The sequence below is a fragment of the Allomuricauda sp. TY007 genome (assembly GCF_010468565.1).
In the GTDB taxonomy this organism is placed as follows: Bacteria; Bacteroidota; Bacteroidia; order Flavobacteriales; family Flavobacteriaceae; genus Flagellimonas.
This window is the reverse complement of the sequence record NZ_WUEG01000004.1, coordinates 328544-349643: the sequence shown is the minus strand read 5'-3', so window position 1 is coordinate 349643 and position 21100 is coordinate 328544. Positions and strand designations below refer to the sequence as shown.

General features: G+C 43.6%; 18 protein-coding genes. 5 read left to right on the top strand and 13 right to left on the bottom strand.

What is annotated here, in order from left to right:
• Nucleotides 1–71 precede the first annotated feature (71 nt).
• Complete coding sequence (gene hppD / locus GO009_RS06415) at nucleotides 72–1205, bottom strand: 4-hydroxyphenylpyruvate dioxygenase (protein WP_163625388.1); 1134 nt, start codon at nucleotides 1203–1205, stop codon at nucleotides 72–74.
• Nucleotides 1206–1381: 176 nt separating this feature from the next.
• Between hppD and GO009_RS06410 the strand changes: the two genes are divergently transcribed.
• A complete protein-coding gene (locus GO009_RS06410) occupies nucleotides 1382–1828 on the top strand; it encodes a MarR family winged helix-turn-helix transcriptional regulator (RefSeq protein WP_163625387.1) in 447 nt (148 codons plus the stop codon).
• Here the strand turns inward: GO009_RS06410 and GO009_RS06405 are convergent.
• Nucleotides 1825–2562, bottom strand: coding sequence for a sulfite exporter TauE/SafE family protein (locus GO009_RS06405; protein WP_163625386.1), 738 nt, complete (start codon nucleotides 2560–2562; stop codon nucleotides 1825–1827). The genes GO009_RS06410 and GO009_RS06405 overlap by 4 nt on opposite strands.
• Before the next feature lie 179 nt (nucleotides 2563–2741).
• Here GO009_RS06405 and GO009_RS06400 point away from each other — a divergent pair, with 179 nt between their 5' ends.
• Nucleotides 2742–3305, top strand: coding sequence for a hypothetical protein (locus GO009_RS06400; RefSeq protein WP_163625385.1), 564 nt, complete (start codon nucleotides 2742–2744; stop codon nucleotides 3303–3305).
• Between the two features lie 71 nt (nucleotides 3306–3376).
• Here GO009_RS06400 and GO009_RS06395 read toward each other — a convergent pair whose 3' ends face one another.
• The 9 genes from GO009_RS06395 to GO009_RS06355 all read right to left on the bottom strand — a co-directional run bounded on the left by GO009_RS06395 (nucleotide 3377) and on the right by GO009_RS06355 (nucleotide 14132).
• Nucleotides 3377–6652 carry a S41 family peptidase gene (locus GO009_RS06395; protein WP_163625384.1) on the bottom strand — a complete coding sequence of 1092 codons (3276 nt, stop codon included), beginning with the start codon at nucleotides 6650–6652 and terminating at the stop codon, nucleotides 3377–3379.
• Between the two features lie 104 nt (nucleotides 6653–6756).
• Nucleotides 6757–7032, bottom strand: a complete 276-nt coding sequence (locus GO009_RS06390; RefSeq protein WP_163625383.1) for a co-chaperone YbbN — start codon at nucleotides 7030–7032, stop codon at nucleotides 6757–6759.
• A 23-nt stretch (nucleotides 7033–7055) separates the two neighbouring features.
• The gene (locus tag GO009_RS06385; protein WP_163625382.1) at nucleotides 7056–7874 is read right to left on the bottom strand and encodes an NIPSNAP family protein; all 819 of its coding nucleotides are present in this window, start codon (nucleotides 7872–7874) and stop codon (nucleotides 7056–7058) included.
• 66 nt (nucleotides 7875–7940) lie between these two features.
• Complete coding sequence (locus tag GO009_RS06380; protein ID WP_163625381.1) at nucleotides 7941–8567, bottom strand: JAB domain-containing protein; 627 nt, start codon at nucleotides 8565–8567, stop codon at nucleotides 7941–7943.
• Between the two features lie 37 nt (nucleotides 8568–8604).
• Nucleotides 8605–8892, bottom strand: a complete 288-nt coding sequence (locus GO009_RS06375; RefSeq protein ID WP_163625380.1) for a type II toxin-antitoxin system RelE/ParE family toxin — start codon at nucleotides 8890–8892, stop codon at nucleotides 8605–8607.
• A gap of 1 nt (nucleotide 8893) precedes the next feature.
• Complete coding sequence (locus GO009_RS06370; RefSeq protein ID WP_163625379.1) at nucleotides 8894–9124, bottom strand: type II toxin-antitoxin system ParD family antitoxin; 231 nt, start codon at nucleotides 9122–9124, stop codon at nucleotides 8894–8896.
• A 245-nt stretch (nucleotides 9125–9369) separates the two neighbouring features.
• The gene (locus GO009_RS06365; RefSeq protein ID WP_163625378.1) at nucleotides 9370–10029 is read right to left on the bottom strand and encodes a DMP19 family protein; all 660 of its coding nucleotides are present in this window, start codon (nucleotides 10027–10029) and stop codon (nucleotides 9370–9372) included.
• Nucleotides 10030–10044: 15 nt separating this feature from the next.
• Nucleotides 10045–12879: a DNA polymerase I gene (gene polA / locus GO009_RS06360; protein WP_163625377.1), complete on the bottom strand. Its 2835-nt coding sequence runs from the start codon at nucleotides 12877–12879 to the stop codon at nucleotides 10045–10047.
• A 251-nt stretch (nucleotides 12880–13130) separates the two neighbouring features.
• Nucleotides 13131–14132 carry an isoaspartyl peptidase/L-asparaginase family protein gene (locus GO009_RS06355; RefSeq protein WP_163625376.1) on the bottom strand — a complete coding sequence of 334 codons (1002 nt, stop codon included), beginning with the start codon at nucleotides 14130–14132 and terminating at the stop codon, nucleotides 13131–13133.
• A 40-nt stretch (nucleotides 14133–14172) separates the two neighbouring features.
• Between GO009_RS06355 and GO009_RS06350 the strand changes: the two genes are divergently transcribed.
• Nucleotides 14173–14892 carry a copper homeostasis protein CutC gene (locus GO009_RS06350; protein ID WP_163625375.1) on the top strand — a complete coding sequence of 240 codons (720 nt, stop codon included), beginning with the start codon at nucleotides 14173–14175 and terminating at the stop codon, nucleotides 14890–14892.
• A 54-nt stretch (nucleotides 14893–14946) separates the two neighbouring features.
• Entirely contained in the window at nucleotides 14947–16182 is a 1236-nt protein-coding gene (locus GO009_RS06345) for a metallophosphoesterase (RefSeq protein ID WP_163625374.1), read from the top strand.
• 44 nt (nucleotides 16183–16226) lie between these two features.
• Here the strand turns inward: GO009_RS06345 and GO009_RS06340 are convergent, their stop codons facing one another.
• The gene (locus tag GO009_RS06340) at nucleotides 16227–16688 is read right to left on the bottom strand and encodes a CBS domain-containing protein (RefSeq protein WP_163625373.1); all 462 of its coding nucleotides are present in this window, start codon (nucleotides 16686–16688) and stop codon (nucleotides 16227–16229) included.
• A 267-nt stretch (nucleotides 16689–16955) separates the two neighbouring features.
• Here GO009_RS06340 and GO009_RS06335 point away from each other — a divergent pair, with 267 nt between their 5' ends.
• Nucleotides 16956–17255, top strand: coding sequence for a co-chaperone YbbN (locus GO009_RS06335; RefSeq protein ID WP_163625372.1), 300 nt, complete (start codon nucleotides 16956–16958; stop codon nucleotides 17253–17255).
• 384 nt (nucleotides 17256–17639) lie between these two features.
• On the opposite strand, the gene GO009_RS06330 is transcribed toward GO009_RS06335, so the two are convergent.
• On the bottom strand, nucleotides 17640–20972 hold the full coding sequence (locus tag GO009_RS06330; protein ID WP_163625371.1) for a DUF2723 domain-containing protein: 3333 nt from the start codon (nucleotides 20970–20972) through the stop codon (nucleotides 17640–17642).
• Nucleotides 20973–21100 lie beyond the last annotated feature (128 nt).

Sequence of the window (21100 nt, the reverse complement as noted above, 5' to 3'; positions counted from 1 at the left end):
GTTTTGAGTTTAAAGTTATGAGTTATGAGTCTGGAATTCAATAACCCATAACTCATCACTCTTAACTATGTTTAATGCAATGTGCCACGAAGCTCTTGCTCGCGCTCTATGGCCTCGAACAATGCTTTAAAGTTACCTTTTCCAAATGATTGTGCGCCCTTTCTTTGGATAATTTCGAAGAACATCGTTGGTCTTGGTTCCACGGGCTTGGTAAAGATTTGTAGCAGATACCCTTCGTCATCACGGTCTACAAGGATCCCCAATTCTTTCAACGGGGCAATGTCCTCGTCAATTTCACCTACACGGTCGGTAACCGCATCGTAATAGGTGGCAGGAACACGTAGGAATTCCACGCCACGACTTCTTAAATCGCGAACAGTTTTAATGATGTCATCTGTGGCCACGGCAATGTGCTGCACGCCCTCGTCTTCATAAAAATCCAAATATTCTTCTACCTGGGATTTTTTCTGGCCCTCGGCGGGTTCATTGATAGGGAATTTGATCCTTCCGTTTCCATTGCTCATTACCTTGCTCATTAAAGCAGTGTATTCGGTGGATATATCCTTGTCATCAAAAGAAAGAATGTTCTTGAATCCCAACACATCTTCATAAAACTTTACCCAATGGTTCATTTTGTTCCATCCTACGTTACCTACCATGTGGTCCACAAATTTTAAGCCTGTAGGTTCAGGATTGTAGTCGGGTGTTTCCCATTTTTTATAGCCAGGAAGAAAAGTTCCATTGTAATCTTTGCGTTCTACAAAAATGTGAACTGTTTCACCATAGGTGTAAATTCCGGCACGGACTACCTTTCCATCTTTATCCTCTTCTACCTTGGGTTCCATATACGATTTTGCTCCACGCTCCATGGCATTGTTGTATGCTACTGTCGCATCATCCACCCAAAGGGCCACCACTTTTACGCCATCCCCGTGTTTGTCGATGTGCTTTCCGATTTCCGTTCCGCTCTTCAAAGGGGAAGTCAGTACCAAACGGATTTTATCTTGCACCACCACATAACTTTCGCGGTCTTGGAGACCGGTTTCCAAACCAGCTTGCGCGTAGGATTGAAAGCCAAAGGCAGTTTTGTAGTAGTGTGCCGCTTGTTTGGAATTCCCTACGTAAAGTTCCACGTAGTCGGTACCGTTTATCGGCATAAAATCCTCTGATGTATTTGCTCCTTTTGGAAGTGTTGATGTTTCCATGATTCGTTTATATTTTTATTGTTCAGTTTTATTTTGTTGCATTAACAACAAAAATAATAATTTTTGAACACGAAAACGATTTCACCTACTCAATTTTGAGTTAAAATTTTTGACGCTCGTTGTCAATGGCAGTTGTGAAAATTGGAATCCCTATTTTTGTGGCTATTCTTTAAAACATGCTCAGTCGTATAGATGAAATACAGGGGATGGGGTTCCACTTGGATTTGGTACTCCGTAAGATTCAAAAAGCATATCTACGCAAGTTTGATGAACTCGGCGTGGATACGACCATAGAGCAATGGGTGATTCTCTATCAAATCCATCAAATGGGTGAAGATGCCAGTCAAAGGGACATTGTCAACGAGAATTTTCGTAATCGGGCGACAATCTCGCGGGTAATCGGAGGCTTGGAGCGTAAAGGTTGGATTTCCAAAACCCGTTTTGATGGGGATCAAAAGCGTTTTAAATTGGAATTGACCCCAAAAGGACAAGAAATCTTGGATATTACCCTGCCAAGTGCTTTAGCATTAAGGAGACTTGCCGTGAAAGATGTCGATGCTTCAGATTTTGAAACCTTTCTAAGGGTCTTGGACCAAATCGGGGAGAACTACGAAGAAAACTAATCCCAATGGTCAAAGGTCAATTTGGCTATAGTGACCAGACCAATCAATAGAATTAAAATTAAACTGATTTTTCTAAATTTTTCCTGAGGGATGTAATTGAGTATTTTTTTGCCCAAATACGTGCCAATCAATCCAATGGCAAACAAAAACGGCAAATAGGTCAGTTCTTGTTTACCAATATATCCATTGCCGTAGTATACAAAGGTCCGAGAGAAATCAATCATAAAATCGATAAAAGCTGAAGTAGCAATAAAGGCACTCTTCTCCAAATTAAATGCCGCCATGGTAAGACCCCGGATGGCACCCCCTGTACCCAGGAGTCCTGCGGAAAAGCCTGATAAAGACCCCCCGATAATAGAGTTTTTTTTGTTAGGAAGGACAATGATTTCACTTTTGATAAGAAACAGCAAACTGAAAACGACCAAAAAGGCGCCCAACACGATTTCGAGGGCACCACTGTTGACCATTTTAGAAAGAAATCCTCCCAGAATTACAAAGAGGACGGAAGGTACTCCGATGTAGAGCAATAGTTTTTTGTCCAGCCCTTTTTTGAACAGGAAAATCTTACTAACGTTACTGGATAGGTGGAAAATGGCCGTCATGCCCAGTACGGAATAGAAGTCAAAGTAAAAGTTGCCCAAGGGAACAAAAAACACCGACGAGCCAAAGCCTCCAATGGTTCCGATGATTTCGGCAACCAGGGCAAGCAATAAAAAAATATAGTCCACTTTCATACACAGGAAAGATACTGCTGTAAGTTGTATAAAGGTTAATTTTATGTCATATTAACCTAAAAAATATTAAAAACTATATTTTGTGTTAATAGAGCATATAAACTGGATAATCTATTGGACGCGAGGTCGGGAAAACCACCGCAACTTTGTACCTGTATAACTTTAGATATACAATTGCTATGAAAAAGATGAATATTTATCCAACGATATGGTCAACAGCAGTTTACACCCCGAGTGTAATGGCAGACTGGTATGGCTCCGATACAAAGGGAGCGGAATTGATCTTGAAGAATGAGGCAGCTACCTCGCTCAATGTTTCAGAAATGTCGCTCAACATTACCAAGTTCTCCGCATTGGACGAACAAGGCAATGAACACTTTATAATAGATTTTCCTGGGCAGAACCCGGTTACCCTAAAAGGAATTGCTTCTGGTAATTTTATACGTTCCAAAAGCGTACTTTCTTTACCCGATGGTAGATACACTGCATTGCGATTTTATATGGCGGGATGGGGCAACCAGTTTGTCTACCAAGATGGGGTGACCGAATCCGCCAACTCATTTAACCGTCTGGATTTTCAAATTGAGGATGGTTTTACGGTGGAGAAGGGCAATGCCCCCGAAGTTAAATTGTGGTTTGACTTTGCTCCCTACCAGTGGAAGCGACACTTTAAACCGCTTACGGATTTGTTTATTGGGAGCAAAAGTCAAAAACCACGATTGGCCAATAGTTTTGGCAATTGATCATTATGCTATGAAAAGGAATGAAAAAGGCACCGATTCGGTGCCTTTTTTAGTTTGATATAAGTTCAAAATTATTGATTTCCTTCTTCATCATAGCCTGCGGAACGCTTCCATCGCACGGGGGCATCAGGTTCCGGCTTTATTATAAATTCTTGGGTTTCCAAGAGCTTCAATGCTTCTTGTACGGCACGTTCCAATTGGGGGTCTTTTCCAGCAACTACCTCCTTTGGTGCTTGAATCACTTCGATGTCCGGGGAAATCCCTTTTCCTTCCACATCCCATTCGCCATCATTGTTGTAAAAGCCGCCTCGGGGAGCTACCATCCGTCCTCCATCAATAAAGGGCGGGGTGTCCCAAGTCCCAACAAGTCCTCCCCAGGTTCGGGTACCTACCAAAGGCCCCAGTCCTTTTTCCTTGAACATATAGGGCAATAAATCCCCTCCAGATCCTGCACGTTCATTAATGATCATTACTTTTGGTCCCCATATTCCCGCTATGGGACTGGTCCAAGGACGATTATCATTGGCTTTACTGTTGAAATATCCAAAAGGTTCCCTGGACATGATGTCGATCATATAATCGGCTGCCGAACCGCCACCATTGTTACGCTCATCCAAAATGACCCCTTTTTTATCCTGTTGGGAGAAGTAGTACTTGTTAAAACTACGGAAGCCATTGCCACTGGTGTTTGGAATGTACACATAGGCCAATTTACCTTCCGAAAGTTCGTCCACCTTCCTTCGATTTTCCTCCACCCAGTCCATATACCGTAGTTGATACTCGTTGGCAACAGGCTTTACGGTGAGCATTCGCGAACCTTCCATACTTGGTTTGCTGTTTACTTGGATGTTGATGGTACGGTCTGCAGTCTGGGCCAATAATTCATACATATTCTTGTTGGCGGATAGCGCTTTGCCGTTAATGCTAACAAGGTAATCCCCTTCCTTGACATCCATACCTGGCATGGCCAAAGGAGCGCGCAACTCTGGGTTCCAGTGTTCTCCGGTATATATTTTTTTGATTTGATAGTGGCCGTTGTTCACCTCAAAATCCGCTCCCAAAAGACCAACGGGAACGCGGTCCACATCGGGCATGTCCCCACCGGAAACATAGGAATGGCCAATGGCCACCTCTCCACTCAGGATATCGACCACGTAGTTGAGATCGGTTCTATGTTTTACGTGTTTGATCCAAGGTTGGTACCAACTGTAGACTTTGTCCCAGGGAGCACCGTGGACGTTATCGACATAAAGAAAATCCCTCATGTAGCGCCAACCTTCCTTAAAGATTTGTGCGTATTCCGCTTTAGGGTCAATTTTTATTTGGGCATTGATGCTTAGTTTGTCCTCTGGTTTTGGGGAGGCCTTGGTATCGGTAATCATCCAACCACCTGAATTTTTGACCAATGCATGTGCCCCATTCGTGGAGGTTCGCATAAAGTTAACGCCTTCGGCAAAATCAGTGGCTTTTTCTTTTGCAACATCATAAGAATGCACTTTTAGGCCAGAGGTATTGGGAATTGCTTCAGCCACAAAAATTTGCTTTTCGGGACCAGACTGTATAAACTGATAGTCCCTAGCAGAAAGCTCCAACGCGACCACCCTATCCTGAATGTTGGTAAAATCGATTACCACAGGCTTGGATGTCGATTCTTCTTCTTTTTTGTCATCCTTTTTTGATTTGGGTCCCTTGTCCGATGAACTTTCTTCCGGTTTGGAGCTTTCTTCATCAGTTTCGGGAAGGTTCGGGGCCTTGCCCGAAGCACTCAATACCAAAGCGTACAAACTCCGGGTAACTCTTGGATCATAAGAGCTCATATCCAACCAACCCGATGCCAGGCCATAATCGGTGCTGGCTAAAAAGTACAGGTATTCACCAGAAACATCCCAAATGGGACTTGTGGCATCAGCCGTTCCTTCCGTTACCTGAACCGTTTTTCCGGTTTGGGTGTCGTAAATAAAAATGGCTTTAAAATGACTGTCCTGTTGTTTTTCATAGGTAATCCAGCGGCTATCGGGCGACCAAACGGGATTCATTGTCCTGTTTGGGTGGGCATAACGGTCTGTATCGACCTTGACCACTTTTCCCGATTCAATGTTCACGTACCACATATTGTAATCCGTATCGGTATAGGCAATCAGTTTGCCGTTGGGGGACCAATCCGGTTGAAAGTAGAAGGTCGGGTTTTCCAAAGGATAGGATTTTTGGTCATTCCCATATTGATCGGAAACCACCAATTGATACTCCCCGCTGCGGTCGGAAAACCATGCAATTTTATCGCCTTTGGGCGACCACACGGGATACCGGTCCGCTACCCCGGAGGATTGGGTTATGTTTCTCCAGCTACCTTCTTCTTTAGGGAAGGTGAAAATATCGCCACGATGTTCAAAAATGGCCCTTTTTCCATTGGGCGAAATGTTTGCGTTTCGCACCGAATTCGCCGAAACCTCTTCCCATCGCTCGCGGCTGAAGTTCAAATCGCCCTTCACGGTTATGGTCAAAGGATTGCTTTGCTTTGAGGTCAGGTCTATTACGTGTAAGCGACCTCCTTGCTCATAGACCAATTGGTTGCCACGGACATCCAAGTTTTTTACATCAAATTTTTTGTGAAACGTAATCTGTTCCTCGGTCTTGGTGTTGATATCGAAGCTCCATACGTTACTGGTGTAGTCGCGTTCCGAAAGGTAATACACCTTGTTGCCCGACCATACGGGGTACAAATGACGTTCTTGGTCCAATTGAGGGGTAGTCATTAATTCGTAGGTATCCAAATTTACGATCCAAATGGGCATGGCCTGTCCACCACGATAGTTTCGCCATTCGGGGTCCCACGAAGTGATGGGAGTGTAGGCGATATGTGAACCGTCGGCAGAGATATTGCCATAGGCCCCTCTAGGTATTTCCAATGCTATGGGCAGTCCTCCGTTTGGTGAAACGGTAAAAAACTGACTTGTCATGGTCGGTCGTGCATTTCGGGTGGAACGAAACAAGATAGTTCCATCAGGTGTCCACCCCTGTACTTCGTCCATTGCAGGGTGGAAGGTAATCCGTTTGGGTGTGCCCCCATCCGAAGGTATCACATACACATCGCTGTTGCCATCGTATTCTGCGGTAAAGGCAATCCATTTTCCGTCCTTTGAAAAACGGGGATCGGACTCGTTGCCCACCCCGCTGGTAAGGCGTTGGGCTTCGCCACCGCTAAGTGGGGCTTTCCAAAGGTCGTTGGCGTGTACAAACACTAAGGAATTGTTGCTCAAGGTGGGCTCACGCAACAACAAAGTGCCTTCTTGGGACAGTAGTTGTGCCGTTGCCAGTAATGCAATTCCTAAAACACATATTTTTCTCATTGGATTGGTTTGAGGTTACTAACTAATTATTGGGATACTTCCCTAGTGCCTTAAAAATACATAAAACAATGGAGGAGTTATCCGACTAATGTATCAAAGCTGCTTCAAGAGGATAACGTACTCAACCGCTTCAGTTTTTCCAACACTTCATAGACCGAAAAACTCCGGGCGAAACGGTACATTTCCTTGTCGTCGACCTTGATGATGACTACCGGAAGGGTAAATACCATGGATTGTCCCGTAAACGCTTCTTCCTCTTCCACATCCACCAAACGGATGCCTACTTTTGGGAAGTTTTCTTGAACCGCCTCAAGGAGTTTAGGCTTTAGGACCTTGCAAACCCCGCAGGTTTTGCTGGTAAAAAAAATCAATTCCGTCATGTGATACTTCAAGTTCGAATTACCTAATAATCGGAATATTCAGTGGGGTACAAGAGCCATATATCAGCATGGTTCACATTGTTTTCATATTCGGGCATGGCAATCAGTGCCTTCCATTCTGGAGAATCCACAAAAGCTTCCCAGTTCTTGTCCCTAGTGGCCATATCGGGATGTGTGGTCATGTACATTAAATTGGGCATTTTGGGCCCGGAGAGCACTTCACCGTAAAATACAGCGTTAAATCCCAGTCGGTCAAACAGCTTTACTTCTCCTCCCGCATTGAACATATCCACTTTGTTCCAATAATATTTTTCCGTCGGAGATTCATAACTGCGTAGTTCATAAATCCGCTCCGACCTTGGACTCTCCAAATCGGGTGTTTTCATTTGGGGCATATCAACAAAGGCACGCATCAGTATGGATTGGATGCGATCATAAGGCGGATTGTCGTAATTCGCATCGATATATTGGCTGCCAGTACTTACATAGGTGCTGTCTTTCATGATTTTTTCCTCCAACGTCTGGAACTGTCCGAAATCTTCAAAAGGTAACAGTACAAAGGTTTTCTGAACTGTGTCAGTTTCGGTTGGACGTGATTTAAAAACCCCGACCTTGTCGATACCCTGTCTTTTTACAGCGGGCATAAAGGCGTTCTGAAGGTAATTGTCCACTATGGCCTCTTGTTCTTCGGAGCTGAAAGAATAGATTTTCAGTTGATAGAATTCACGATCGTCTGATGCAGTCTCTTGTGATTGGGTAGTTTCCTCGGTTTCTGGTTTTGGGTTGCCACAGCTTGCCAATGCTACTGTAAGCAATAACAAAAGTAGTTTGATAGGTTTCATTTTTATGTGCAGTTTAGTTTGATATGGTGTCTAATCTTGATTCTTCAAGTTTAATTTTGGTTTATACTATTTCTTCCGCTTCGCCCTTAGTTTTTTCACCTCCTCCACGGAAAGTCCGGTGATTTCGGAAATAGTTTCTACATCCATTCCCTTTCCCTTCATTTCTCGAGCGATTTCAATTTCACGCTTTCGTTTGGCGATGTCGGCGGCCTCTTTTTTAAAGCGTTTTTCCAAAATGTAGCTGGGTACGTACTGGGTGCTCTCCAAAAGTTCGTCCATAAGCCCAATGTCCTTAAAGCTCAGGTAGCTTTTGGTGGAGATGATCAAATGGTCCAGCACATGGGTGTTCACGATGATGCCCACTTGTATAAGGCGGTCGGTAATGTCCTTGTCCACCTCCGTGGGCGTGAGTTCGCCCGTAGGGTGGTTGTGGCACAGGATGATTTTTACGGCCCTTTTTTGCAGGGCCAGGCTAAATACCTCCATGGGCTCGGCCAATGCGCGGTTTACGGTGCCCAGACTGATCAGCTCAATGAACAAAATGCGGTTGTTGTTCTCAAGGCCAATGACCCAAAAGTGCTCCCGGTTCTGGTCTATTTTGTCCTCCCGCAAGAGAATGCGCTGCATAATGCCGTACAGGTCGTCCGAGTTCAGGATTTTGACCTTTTGGGCTTCTGTGAGTTTAATGTCCATGGATTAAAGATAGTTGATTACAAGAAATTTCGTGTAATCAAAGCAAGTTACCCAAATCTTGCCTTCCCACAATGGCCATGATTTCAACCATATCATTGTTCAGCCTAAAAAATATACTGTCCGAACCACAGACACAGCGCCTATATCCTTTTTTGATATGATCTACGGATTCAAAGGAAAAAGGGTTTTGGGCAATCCGATCAAAATGTTCAAAAAAAGCTTCAAAGTAGGTATCGGCCTGTGCAATGCCAAATTTGACCACGCCATACTGGTGTATTCGTATCAAATCTTCCTTGGCCTCATTGCTCAACCTATACTTGGCCACGCTAAGAGGATTTGGATTGCTTTAAAATATCATCCTTACTATCTGTTGTGAACCCGCTGTTTTCGGCCTTGGTGAGTTTGGCCCGTATCCAGTCCAATTGCGCCTGTTGGTTGCGAGCCTGCCGGATGAGGTCGTTTACCAATTCGCTTTTGCTGGAATATTCTTTGCTGTCCACTTGGGATTTTAACCATTCATCATTGGGTTCTGTAAGGGAAATGCTTTGTCTTGCCATGATTGTGGTGATTTGGTGCAAATATACACCAAAAATGAATCAATTTAGATGTTGTCTGTGGTATCCGAGGATTTGCTTATCAATAATCAATCATCAATGCGTCTAGAACCAATTCTCACCCACTTCCACACATTTCTTCCCCATTGCCCGCAAACCAAAGCGAAGTGCAGAAAAACTGAGACAGCACGGTGATGGGGAGGATGAGGTTGGAGGGTTTAATTAAAATAGGTTGCCATTGCACAAAATCAATTAGGATGATTTTTTTCTAGTTCTGTCCACAAGTTGTGGCAATTGTCTTCAAAATAGTCCATTTTCAGTTTGGAAAGATTCTCTTTGGATTGGTAGAATTTTTTATCGATTTCATACATTTCATTTTGAAGTTCGGGATTACTATAAAGTTTGGGGAAATCAATAAACTGGTATAACTTTTTTGAATTGATCTTATCGTGAAGATGATTGGGGGGGTCACTGTGTTTTGACAACACCTGAAAGGCACTTTTTAAAAACTTGTGGTTATAAGTGGCACCAATTAATTTCAAAGCGTCCAACGTTTCGTCAACATATCTACCCGAAGAATTAGTGAAAAATTGAAGATAGCCTCCATTGTTTACCTCCGCTTCCAGTTCGTATATCAGCCAAACCAATTGAAGCAGTTCGGGCATATTTCTAAATGAAGCTTCACTATAATTGCCAGCTTGTCTTAATTTATGAGTGAAGTAATACAACAACTCCTGTTTTTCTTCAGGAGTTGCTTTTTTAAATTTATCCTTGTTGAGTTTGGCGAATTTTACGCGGTAGTGCCATTCGCTTTTAGGTTCAGATTTTTTCGGGGCACCAAAATCAACCAATCTAGGAAGCAAAAATCTTAGGACAACAATAATGGCAATGAAAATGGTTAGTTTCATTTGAAATGAATTAAATCAATGCGCCTCCAACCAATTCTCACCAATCCCAACTTCCACATCCAGCGGCACTGAGAGTTCGTAAGCGTGCTCCATTTCAGATTTAATGAGTTTTTTCATTTCCTCCAGTTCGGGTTTGTAGCAATCGAACACCAATTCATCATGCACCTGCAACAACATCTTGGTCTTGTATTTTCCTTCGGAAAGCTTTTTGTGGATGTTGATCATCGCGATCTTAATAATGTCCGCAGCACTCCCTTGAATGGGGGCGTTCACCGCGTTGCGTTCCGCGGCACCGCGTACCACTTGGTTGCCTGCATTAATATCCTTTAAATAGCGGCGACGGCCCAAAATGGTCTGCACATAGCCATGCTCCCGGGCAAAATCTATCTGCTCACTGATGTAATTGCGTAATTTCGGGTAGGTTTTGTAATAGGTCTCAATGAGTTCCTTGGCCTCGGTACGGTTCAAATCCGTTTGGTTGCTCAGCCCAAAGGCCGAAACCCCGTAAATGATCCCAAAATTCACGGTTTTGGCATTGCTACGTTGCTCACGGGTTACTTGGTCAATCGGTACATTAAATACCTTGGATGCAGTGGAAGCGTGAATATCCTCCCCATTTTTAAAGGCGGAGATCATGGTGTCTTCCTCGCTCAATGCTGCAATAATGCGCAGCTCAATTTGGGAGTAATCCGCAGCTAACAGCACGTAGTTTTCATCCCGTGGGATAAAGGCCTTTCGCACTTGCCGTCCTCGCTCGGTACGGATGGGAATATTTTGCAAGTTGGGATTATTACTGCTCAAACGGCCCGTAGCGGCTACCGTTTGCATATAATCGGTATGCACGCGACCGGTTTTTTGTTGCACCTCGTTGGGCAACGCATCCACATATGTGCTTTTTAGTTTGGCAAGCCCTCGGTAGTCCAATACATTTTGGATAATCTCATGGTCTTTCGCCAAATAGGAGAGTACATCTTCCGAAGTGGAAAACTGTCCTGTTTTGGTCTTTTTGGGCTTGTCCACCAATTTGAGCTTTCCAAAAAGGATGTCGCCTAACTGTTTGGGGGAGGCAATATTGAATTCTTCGCCTGCATCTGCATAAATTTTCTTTTCCAGTTCGGCAATGTCCGTTTCAAGTGCAGTCGATAATTCTTTCAGATAACTTTCGTTCAAATTGATGCCCTCCAGTTCCATATCAGCAAGCACCCGAACTAACGGAATTTCGATTTCATCAAACAGCTTGTCGGTATGGGCATCCTTGAGTTCCGGGGTAAATTTCAGCCCCAGTTGAAACGTTATGTCTGCATCCTCCACGGCATACTCCGTTTGTTTTTCCAAAGGAACTTCCCGCATATTGAGCTGGTTTTTCCCTTTTTTGCCGATGAGTTCTGTTATGGAAATGGGGGTATAGTTGAGATACGTTTCAGCCAATACGTCCATGTTATGGCGCATATCTGGATTGATGAGGTAGTGGGCCAGCATGGTATCGAACAATTTTCCTTTGACCTCCACGCCATAGTTTTGCATCACCTTAATGTCGTACTTTAGGTTTTGCCCTACTTTCTCAATGGTTTCCGATTCAAAGAAGGGACGTAATTTTTCAATCAGTGGTTTTGCATCATTATGGTTATCGGGGAAGGGCACATAAAACCCTTTGCCGGGCGACCAACTAAAGGCAATACCTACCAATTCTGCTTCCAGTGGATTCAGGGAGGTAGTCTCGGTATCAAAACAGACGGAGGGTTGTTTCATCAAGGTTTCAAGGAACAGTTCCATGCCCAAACCATCTTTTACATGCTGATAAAAATGGGGGACATCGGCAATGGTCATGCGGCTGTTCACGTCTTTTATGGTGGCCGCAGCTTCCGACGGGTCGCCACCAAAGAGGGTAAACTGACCACTGCCCGCTACTTTGGCCTCTTTCTTGGCGGTTTGGGTGCTGGTCACTTGGGTGGTCGCTTCCGCTTCTTCGGTAAATAATTTGATGAATTGATCTTTCAGCCTACGGAACTCCAATTCTTCGAAGATTTCTTGCACTTTTTCCGCATCTGGCGGACACATTTCGTAATCCTCCGCGTGAAATTGCACTTCGCAATCGGTTTTGATTTCTGCCAATTGCCTGGATAAACGGCCCAGCTCAGCATTGGCTTCCACCTTTTCCTTCATTTTGCCCTTCAATTGGTCGGTGTTGGCCAAAAGGCCCTCCATGGAGTCAAACTGATCAATGAATTTTTTGGCGGTCTTGTCGCCCACACCGGGCAGTCCGGGAATATTGTCGCTGGCGTCGCCCATCATTCCCAAATAGTCGATTACCTGCTCCGGACGTTTTACGCCAAAGCGCTTTTGTACTTCGGGAATGCCCCAAATTTCGATACCGTTGCCCATTCTGGCGGGGCGGTACATAAAAATGTTCTCGCTCACCAACTGCCCAAAATCTTTGTCGGGCGTTACCATAAATACTTTGTAATTCTCTTTTTCGGCCTGTTTGGCCAAGGTTCCGATAAGGTCATCGGCTTCATAGCCCTCCAATTCCACCACGGGAATCTTCATGGCCTCCAAAATTTGTTGGATGTATGGCACCGCAATGCGGATGGCATCTGGGGTTTCGTCACGGTTAGCTTTATATGCTTCAAACATTTCGGTGCGCTCTACACTTCCCCCTTTGTCAAAAGCCACGGCTAAATGGTCGGGCTGTTCGCGTTTGATTACATCAAACAGGGAATTCATGAACCCCATAATCGCAGAGGTGTCCATTCCTTTGGAGTTGATTCTCGGGTTTTTGATCAAGGCATAATAACCACGGAATATAAGTGCGTAGGCATCGAGTAAAAAAAGTCGTTTTTGTTCGGACATGTATTTTTAGTTGTCAATTATCAATGTTCAATAAACAATTATAAAAGGCAGGTTTTAAAAGTAGAAAAAAGAACCTAGAGTTTGGAGACTAGAGCTTAGACTTTTCAATTGTTTATGCTTTTGATTTTATGTGCTTTTTCTATTATTTTCTTTCTGTTAATCAAAACTTCCTTGCTCTTGCAGTCTTTTTTCTAATAGCGTAGCGGTCTTGGTTCTTTCTTCTAACAACGCAGCGGTCTATTATCAAATGTCTATTCATAAAAACTGACGACCTCCCGGTTCTCGTGCCCATTATCGGAGTATTCCCGATAGGTAAACCCAGGATGCACGCAGTAGCCGCCCGTTTCTCCATTTTTGTTGATGGCCAAGAACCCGATTTGGAAATCTTTTCGACCCTTGTTTTTCTTCATAATACGTTTTACACCTTCTTCACAGGCTTCCTGCGGACTTTTTCCTTGCCGCATGAGTTCCACGATCAAAAAGCTGCCCACGGTACGGATTACTTCTTCGCCTACACCTGTTGCAGTAGCACCGCCCACTTCGTTATCAATAAATAGCCCGGCGCCAATAATGGGGGAGTCCCCAACGCGCCCTGCTACTTTGTAGGCCATTCCGCTTGTGGTGCAAGCCCCGGAAATATCGCCATTTTCATCAATGGCCAACATACCAATGGTATCGTGGTTTTCTATATTGATGGTGGTCTCATATTTGGAGGTCTTCAACCACTCTTCGTATTGTTTTTTGGTACTTTCGGTCAATAGGTCTTCTTTTTTGAAGCCTTGTTCATAGGCAAATTTCTCCGCACCTTTGCCCGCCAAGATAATGTGCGGGGTTTTCTCCATTACTTTTCTGGCCACGGAAACAGGGTGCACAATGTTTTGCATGCAGACCACCGAGCCGCAATTGCCATCCTTATCCATAATGCAGGCATCCAGGGTAACATTACCATCACGGTCCGGTCGGCCGCCTTTGCCTACCGTTTCGTTGGTTTCGTCCGCTTCTTCGACCCTTACGCCCTGTTCTACGGCGTCCAAGGCATTACCGCCCGATTTTAAGACCTCCCACGCCTTCTCCGTGGCATTGAAAAAGTTCCAAGTACAGACCACAATGGGTTTTATGGGATTTGGAGTTGGAATTGTCGTAGCTGGAGTAACTTCGGGTTTAGGTTCCATTTTACAGGAAACCAAAGTGGAGGCGGAAACCAGTCCGGCTGCGGAGAGGCTGGAATTTTTAAGAAATTTGCGTCGTTCCATGCGATGGTATGTTTATTTTTAAGGGCTATAAATATACAATATGCTGGTAGAAGTTTGTGCCAATTCCCTAGAATCGGCAAGGAATGCCGAAAGGGCAGGGGCTAATCGAATTGAACTTTGTTCGGAACTCGGGGTGGGGGGCATTACGCCATCCGCTGGATTGATCCAATTGGTTAAAAGAGAGTTGAATATCCCCGTTCATGTACTAATTCGTCCAAGGGGTGGGCATTTCACCTATTCCAGTACTGAGTTTGAGGTGATGAAAGCCGATATTTTGGCGTGCAAGGCTTTGGGTGTGCAGGGTATTGTTTCTGGAATTTTGATGGAAGATTTTACTGTGGATGTGGAAAGAACCAAAGCGTTGGTGGATTTGGCAAAGCCAATGCATTTTACCTTTCATCGTGCGTTTGATTGGGTGGGGGAGCCCTTGGATGCCATCAAGCAGCTTGATGGACTTGGGGTACAGACCATTTTAACCTCTGGAGGAGAGATTTCAGCGAAAAAAGGAATCAATCACTTAAAGTTATGGCAGCAAAATACCACCATGACCATTATGGCAGGTGGAGGTGTGTCTCCCAAGAATGCATTGGATTTCAAGGATATTGGACTTAGTGCCATCCATTGCTCGGGGACTTCCTTCGGACATCAAGTGGCGTTAGAAGGTAAAATCAGTATGAACTCTGCAAAACATTTGGTGGAAGATGAGGTGGCAGTTTCCAATTTGGAAACGCTGACCAGCATTGTTCGAGCCGTTAAATAAAATTAAAAAGCACTGCTTAATAGGAGATTAGCACTAATTTTGTAAAAAAATTGTATGTCCCGATTTATTGTTTTGGCAATCTTGTATGTGGTGCTGGCCTTTTATGGTTTTCAGGCATTCCGTACACTGTTCAAAAGTCCGTTGATGCAATGGGCTTATATTGTACTTTTTTTGGGTGCCTTGATTTTCTTGACCATCAAAGTAATGACATACGACCCTGGCGATGGGTTTAAAGGTACCGCCGCCATTGCAGGAACCATATTTGCTTCATTTTTTTTATTGGCTTTGGTCTTGGGCTTCTTCCTTTTGCTGGAAGATGTGGTACGCGTGATTGGCTACGGGTATAACAAAATTGTTGGGGTTTCGGATACTGATGCAGGTTACTTCCCTTCACGAAGAAAATTTATTAGCGGTATTGCCCTTGGTTTGGCTGCGTTGCCTTTTGGGGCTTTGTTGTATGGCATGTACCGTGGAAAATACAATTATCAAGTTTTAAAATACGAACTGGAGTTTGATGATCTTCCGGATGCCTTCCACAACTATCAGATTACACAGATTTCCGATGTGCACAGTGGTAGTTTTGACGATTATAAAAAAGTGGAATATGGGGTAAGTCTTATCAACCAACAAAAGAGCGATGTAATTTTCTTTACCGGAGATATTGTGAACAACCGTTCGGATGAGTTGGAACCTTGGAAAGAGGTTTTTTCCCGTTTGGATGCCAAAGATGGGGTGTTCTCTATTTTGGGCAACCACGATTATGGGGATTATGCTGTTTGGGATACGGAAGAAGAGAAGGCACAAAACTTGGAGAACCTCAAAACCATGCAAAAAGAAATGGGTTTTGACCTATTGCTCAACTCCAACCGATTTTTGGAAAAGGGTGGCGAAAAGATTGCCTTGGTAGGGGTGGAAAACTGGGGCCGTGGTGGATTTAAAAAAGCGGGCGACCTACAAAAGGCCAAAGTGGGTGTTTCCCACGATGATTTTAAAATATTGTTGAGCCACGACCCATCGCATTGGGAAGATGTGGTGATCCATGATGATTACCATTTTCACTTGACCTTGAGCGGACATACCCATGGCATGCAGTTCGGTGTTGAGATTCCTGGCTGGGTTAAATGGAGCCCTGTTAAGTGGCGTTACAAATATTGGGCGGGCATTTACAAGGAGTTGGACCAGTTTATCAATGTAAACCGAGGGTTTGGGTTTATTGGTTACCCCGGTCGTTTTGGTATTTGGCCCGAGATTTCGGTGATTACCTTGAAGAAAAAGGGAATGGCGGCGTAAATCCGATTTTATGGGTTTACAGGAAATTTTTACGACTTATGATATCATTTCCAGTTTTGGCCCTTTATTCCCATCGTAGCTTTTAGAATATCTTTTTGGGATATTTGACCAACAAGTTTTCCGTTTTCCAAAATAGGGAAACGGCGTCTTCTGACTTCGAGGAACATTTTTGCCGCATCAAAGATGTTCATATTGCCATCAATGGTCTCTACATTTTTAATCATTCGAAGCTCTACCCTGCTGTGTTCCATGGGCAAATTGTAATACCTGCTGTCACTAATGTGCTTTATACAATCCCCTTCTGAAATAATCCCTATCAACTCGTTGTTTTCGTTAACGACCGGGCCTCCCGAAATTTTATGCCGTATCAAAGCTTCGATGACCTCCTCTATAGATTGGTCAGGACTAAAGGTGATTAAGTCCCGAGTCATATAATCACTCACTTTGAGCGGTATTTCTTTTGGTATTTCCTTTACCCTTTTTCCTGTGTAACTCTTGATTCCCATATCCAATTTTTTAATCCCTCTATTAAATATACTGAATTTCAGGAACTTAAAATCATAAAAATTGTAAATAAACTGCTTTTGGAATATGGGTTTATGATGATTGATTGTATTGTTTGTGAGAACAAATATTGTAATAAGACACGGTAATGGATCACTATATGCAGAGATGGTTTAATGAAAATTTGCCATAGACTGATAGGTAAAGCATTGACTTGCTATAAAAACATTCACATTTTTTCTTATTTTTGATTGTAAACCTTAGAATACATGTCCAAATTTGGTGAACTTATAGATTTACAAGTCCCTGTATTGTTAGACTTTTACGCAGAATGGAACGAGGAGTCCACTTCCATGCATCCTGTTTTGAGCGATGTGGCCGCTGCCCTTGGCGATAAGGGAAAGGTTATAAAAATTGATGTGGACAAAAACAAGGAGCTTTCGCAGGCACTCCGCATTAAGGGATTGCCCACTTTAATGATTTACAAAAAAGGAGAGATGGTTTGGCGCCAAAGTGGCGAGCAGGACGCCAATACCCTCATAGGTATCCTAAACGAATACATCCAATAAAGAAAGAGGCTATAAAGCATTGAAACCCGTCATTCTGAATTTATTTCAGAATCTCATCATACTGATAAACACATCGCTATGAGAACCTGAATCAAGTTCAGGTTGACGAAAAGCGACATTTTGGACCCCCTCGTTTTTTATTTTCTAGTTAAAGGTTAAAACCCTGCCTTTGCCGGCAGACCTGCAAACTTGCCTTGGACGGCGGTCTGGTTTTATTGCAGTTACTTTAGTTTCTATAAGTTTTTTGGATAATCCCCTCTCCAGTCTCCCCAAAGGGGAGAAGTTTCCCTCCTTGGAAGGATTAAGGGAATATTTGATACAAGATGACAAAGAATTTTATTCTTTTTTCTTTAAAACTATGGATTTCAAATCCATAATAGCGGTTTACTCTTCAGGAAGTGCGGAATCCGGAACACTTTCTATGGTGTCCAGCAACATGGAATCTTCCATATCTGGGTCAAGAGGGAGTGGTTCGTCCAAACTCTCTTCTTCTTCGTCCACAAACTGCGAGAACTTATCTATATACTCATTAAAAATAATTGTTTCAGATTCGGCTAGCTCTTTATCGCCGTTTTCAATAAGGATGTCAATATTTCTACGATAGGCCTGCATATCGGACAGGATATCGTCAATTTTATCGTATTGCTCATCCAAAGGAATGTTGGCGTAATACTCCAAATGTTCTTGGTATACTTTTTTGAGCTTGCCGAACAACGCACGGGCCTTTTCGGTCTCGCCGACTTTGTAGTATCCATCTACAAATGGTTCCACAAAGGCATAAAAGCCATAATGGTCCACAGGCATGTTGTCCATGGCAGTGTTGATAACGTCTTTGGCCTTGTCTATTTTGTTTTCTTCGATAAGAGTTTCCATCAAACGAGCCAGATTGCTCCTAAAGGAGAGCCCTTGGGAACGCGTTTGTGGGTCGTGGTAAATTTCATCGCTTCCTGAGTTGCCCCAATCCCAATCCTTTACAATGTCGTACATCAATTCGGAATCAATACGGCCCATTTCAAAGGAATTTCTATTTGGTGTTTTAATGGGCACCAATTTGTACACCAGGCCATCTAATTGAAGATAATCCTTCATCCAAATGTATTCGGCACTGTCAAAACTTCCCCCAGAGAAATAGATGGGGCGTTTCCAATCGTTGTTAGCTATTACATCCAACATCAATATTCTGTTTTTGGGAAGTGCCCCGGTTGGAAGGTCGATATCGATATAATCCACAATCAATGCGGAATCTTTTTCCTTGACCAACCCACTTTCCAGTACATTTTGTTTGTTGACCGGAATCCTAATCTTATTGGTGGGATAGTACACAATATCCAAGGTGCTTTCCGAATAGTTACTCAAATCGGCACCTTGATTGGTTAAAATATGTCTGAACTTGGTTTGGGGTTTATCGCTCCCGATCCAGTTCATAAAATCTTTGATGTTCCATCGGTTTTCAGTAATGCCTTGATAATAAACTGCATCCCTTGTTCCATAGCTGTACTTGTCGTGGGTCAATTGCGATGGTATGGGGTCGCTCTCGTAGGCTTTACGTTTCATCTGGTCTATGTACCAGTCGGTGGCAAAAAGACTGGTGTTTACCACACGAACATCGGTTCTATAGTTTTCAATTTCCTGTGCATACCAGATCGGGAAGGTATCGTTGTCCCCAATAGTGAACAGAATTGCCCCTGCATCTTCTTGGCAGGAATCGAGATAGGCTTTGGCAGTGGCCGGTGCGGTATATCGGTCGGATCTATCGTGGTCGTCCCAGTTTTGGAAGGCCATCAACAGGGGTACAGCCAATAGGCATAAGGTTGTAATGGCTGGTGCAGCAATTTTGGCCGAAATCAGTTTTTTAAATTCTTCAAACAGGCCGTAGACCCCAATACCGATCCAAATACAGAAAACATAAAAGGATCCCACCAAAGAATAATCCCTTTCCCTAGGTTGGAAAATGTAGGGGTTGGTGTAGAACTGTATGGCCAGTCCCGTAAACATGAAGAATACGAAGAGGACCCAAAATTGTTTCGGGTTTTTGGATATCTGGAATACAATGCCCAAAATTCCGAGAAGCAACGGTAGGAAGAAATAGGTGTTGCGCCCTTTGTTGTTTTTCCAGTCGCTGGGTAGGTTTTCTTGGCTTCCCAGACGGATGCCATCAATAAAATTAATGCCGCTCAGCCAGTTCCCGTTTTCATCGTATCTACCTTGTACATCGTTTTGCTTTCCGACAAAATTCCACATAAAGTAGCGCATGTACATGTAGCTGAACTGGAAATCGAATAGGTATTCGATGTTTTGCCATACGGTTGGCGGTTCCACTTCAATGTACTCTCCAAATTCGCGCAAAAAGCGAATATATTGTTCGGTGTCGAGTTCTCCTTGGGAGTATGCCGTTTTAAATTGGTTTACGGCATCCCTAAGATCGTTGTTTGAGATGTATTCCGATTTTATCCGAAATTCCAGTGCACCAAAATAGCGCATGTAATTTTCGGCATGCTGGTCGCTCCACATTCTGGGCAAAATGCCCACATGCTTTTCGTTGGGCCCGGGCAAGGCATCTTTGTAGTGGTTTACAATAACATATTTGCCCAGTTCCAGGTCTTTTTCATATTTGGGGCTGTCGTCCCTATCTTCTCCAGCGGGAGCAAAGGTGTCCGAATAGTAAGCGCCATAAACGGGACTGTCCACACCGGGATATTGTTCCCTGTTATAGTAGGCCAAAAGGGCCCTTGCATCGGCAGGGTTGTTTTCGTTGACCACGGTTTTGGCGTTTGCACGAATGGGAAGCATCAACCAAGATGAGAATCCAAGGATAAGGAACATGAGGCAAAGCACCACAATGTTTGCATTGTAGTAATTGTGTTTTCGGGTATATCTCAATCCAAAATAGAAGGCCGCCACAAATAGGAGCCCCATGATGATGGAACCTGAATTGAACGGAAGGCCAATTTCATTTATAAAGAATACTTCGCTCCATCCAAAGAGCTCCAGTACATAGGTCAAAGAGAATTTGTAAACCAAGATGAGTACCGCTACCACTGCAATGTTGGCCAACAAAAAGTTCTTTACCGTGGTGGTTTTATATTTTTTGAAATAATAGAGTAAACCTATGGATGGAATGGCCAAAAAGCCCATAAACTGGATTCCGAAGGTAAGGCCGATGACAAAACAGATAAGCATAAGCCAACGGTGGCCTCTGGGATCACCTAAATTATCCGTCCATTTTAAACCTAACCATAGTAACAAAGCCATAATTAAACTGGCCATGGCGTATACTTCGGTCTCTACGGCATTGAACCAAAAACTATCTGAAAAAGTAAAGGCAAGCGCCCCAACAAGTCCGCTTCCAAAAACAGCAATAGCTTTGCTATTGGTCATTTTACTCTTTTTGGAAACCAATTTCCCGACCAAATTGGTAATGGTCCAGAAAGTGAACAATACGGCAAATGCACTCGAAACAACGGAGACTGCATTAACCATAAGGGCTATTTTGGTTGCATCGCCAAAGGCAAACATGGCAAAGAAAGCCCCTATCATTTGCAACAATGGAGCCCCTGGAGGGTGGCCAACCTGCAATTTTGCCGAAGTGGAAATATATTCCCCTGCATCCCAAAAACTTCCTGTGGGTTCAACGGTCAGGGCATAAACTATAAACGCGATGGCGAAGGAAATCCATCCAAGGATGGTATCCCATTTTTTGAAGTCTTTTGCAAACATAGAGTTGGTTATTAACCGAATTGTGGCGAATTTAGTAAATCTAGAACAGATGCCTAACCCTTTTTGGAAAACCTTTAACACCCTTGTTCAAGAAAAATAGGGTGCATTCTTGTGAAAAATATTTGTTG

Coding starts and splice junctions, on each gene's coding strand:
- hppD (WP_163625388.1), bottom strand. CDS start 1,205: ATGGAAACATCAACACTTCCAAAAGGAGCAAATACATCAGAGGATTTT.
- GO009_RS06410 (WP_163625387.1), top strand. CDS start 1,382: ATGCTCAGTCGTATAGATGAAATACAGGGGATGGGGTTCCACTTGGAT.
- GO009_RS06405 (WP_163625386.1), bottom strand. CDS start 2,562: ATGAAAGTGGACTATATTTTTTTATTGCTTGCCCTGGTTGCCGAAATC.
- GO009_RS06400 (WP_163625385.1), top strand. CDS start 2,742: ATGAAAAAGATGAATATTTATCCAACGATATGGTCAACAGCAGTTTAC.
- GO009_RS06395 (WP_163625384.1), bottom strand. CDS start 6,652: ATGAGAAAAATATGTGTTTTAGGAATTGCATTACTGGCAACGGCACAA.
- GO009_RS06390 (WP_163625383.1), bottom strand. CDS start 7,032: ATGACGGAATTGATTTTTTTTACCAGCAAAACCTGCGGGGTTTGCAAG.
- GO009_RS06385 (WP_163625382.1), bottom strand. CDS start 7,874: ATGAAACCTATCAAACTACTTTTGTTATTGCTTACAGTAGCATTGGCA.
- GO009_RS06380 (WP_163625381.1), bottom strand. CDS start 8,567: ATGGACATTAAACTCACAGAAGCCCAAAAGGTCAAAATCCTGAACTCG.
- GO009_RS06370 (WP_163625379.1), bottom strand. CDS start 9,124: ATGGCAAGACAAAGCATTTCCCTTACAGAACCCAATGATGAATGGTTA.
- GO009_RS06365 (WP_163625378.1), bottom strand. CDS start 10,029: ATGAAACTAACCATTTTCATTGCCATTATTGTTGTCCTAAGATTTTTG.
- polA (WP_163625377.1), bottom strand. CDS start 12,879: ATGTCCGAACAAAAACGACTTTTTTTACTCGATGCCTACGCACTTATA.
- GO009_RS06355 (WP_163625376.1), bottom strand. CDS start 14,132: ATGGAACGACGCAAATTTCTTAAAAATTCCAGCCTCTCCGCAGCCGGA.
- GO009_RS06350 (WP_163625375.1), top strand. CDS start 14,173: ATGCTGGTAGAAGTTTGTGCCAATTCCCTAGAATCGGCAAGGAATGCC.
- GO009_RS06345 (WP_163625374.1), top strand. CDS start 14,947: ATGTCCCGATTTATTGTTTTGGCAATCTTGTATGTGGTGCTGGCCTTT.
- GO009_RS06340 (WP_163625373.1), bottom strand. CDS start 16,688: ATGGGAATCAAGAGTTACACAGGAAAAAGGGTAAAGGAAATACCAAAA.
- GO009_RS06335 (WP_163625372.1), top strand. CDS start 16,956: ATGTCCAAATTTGGTGAACTTATAGATTTACAAGTCCCTGTATTGTTA.
- GO009_RS06330 (WP_163625371.1), bottom strand. CDS start 20,972: ATGTTTGCAAAAGACTTCAAAAAATGGGATACCATCCTTGGATGGATT.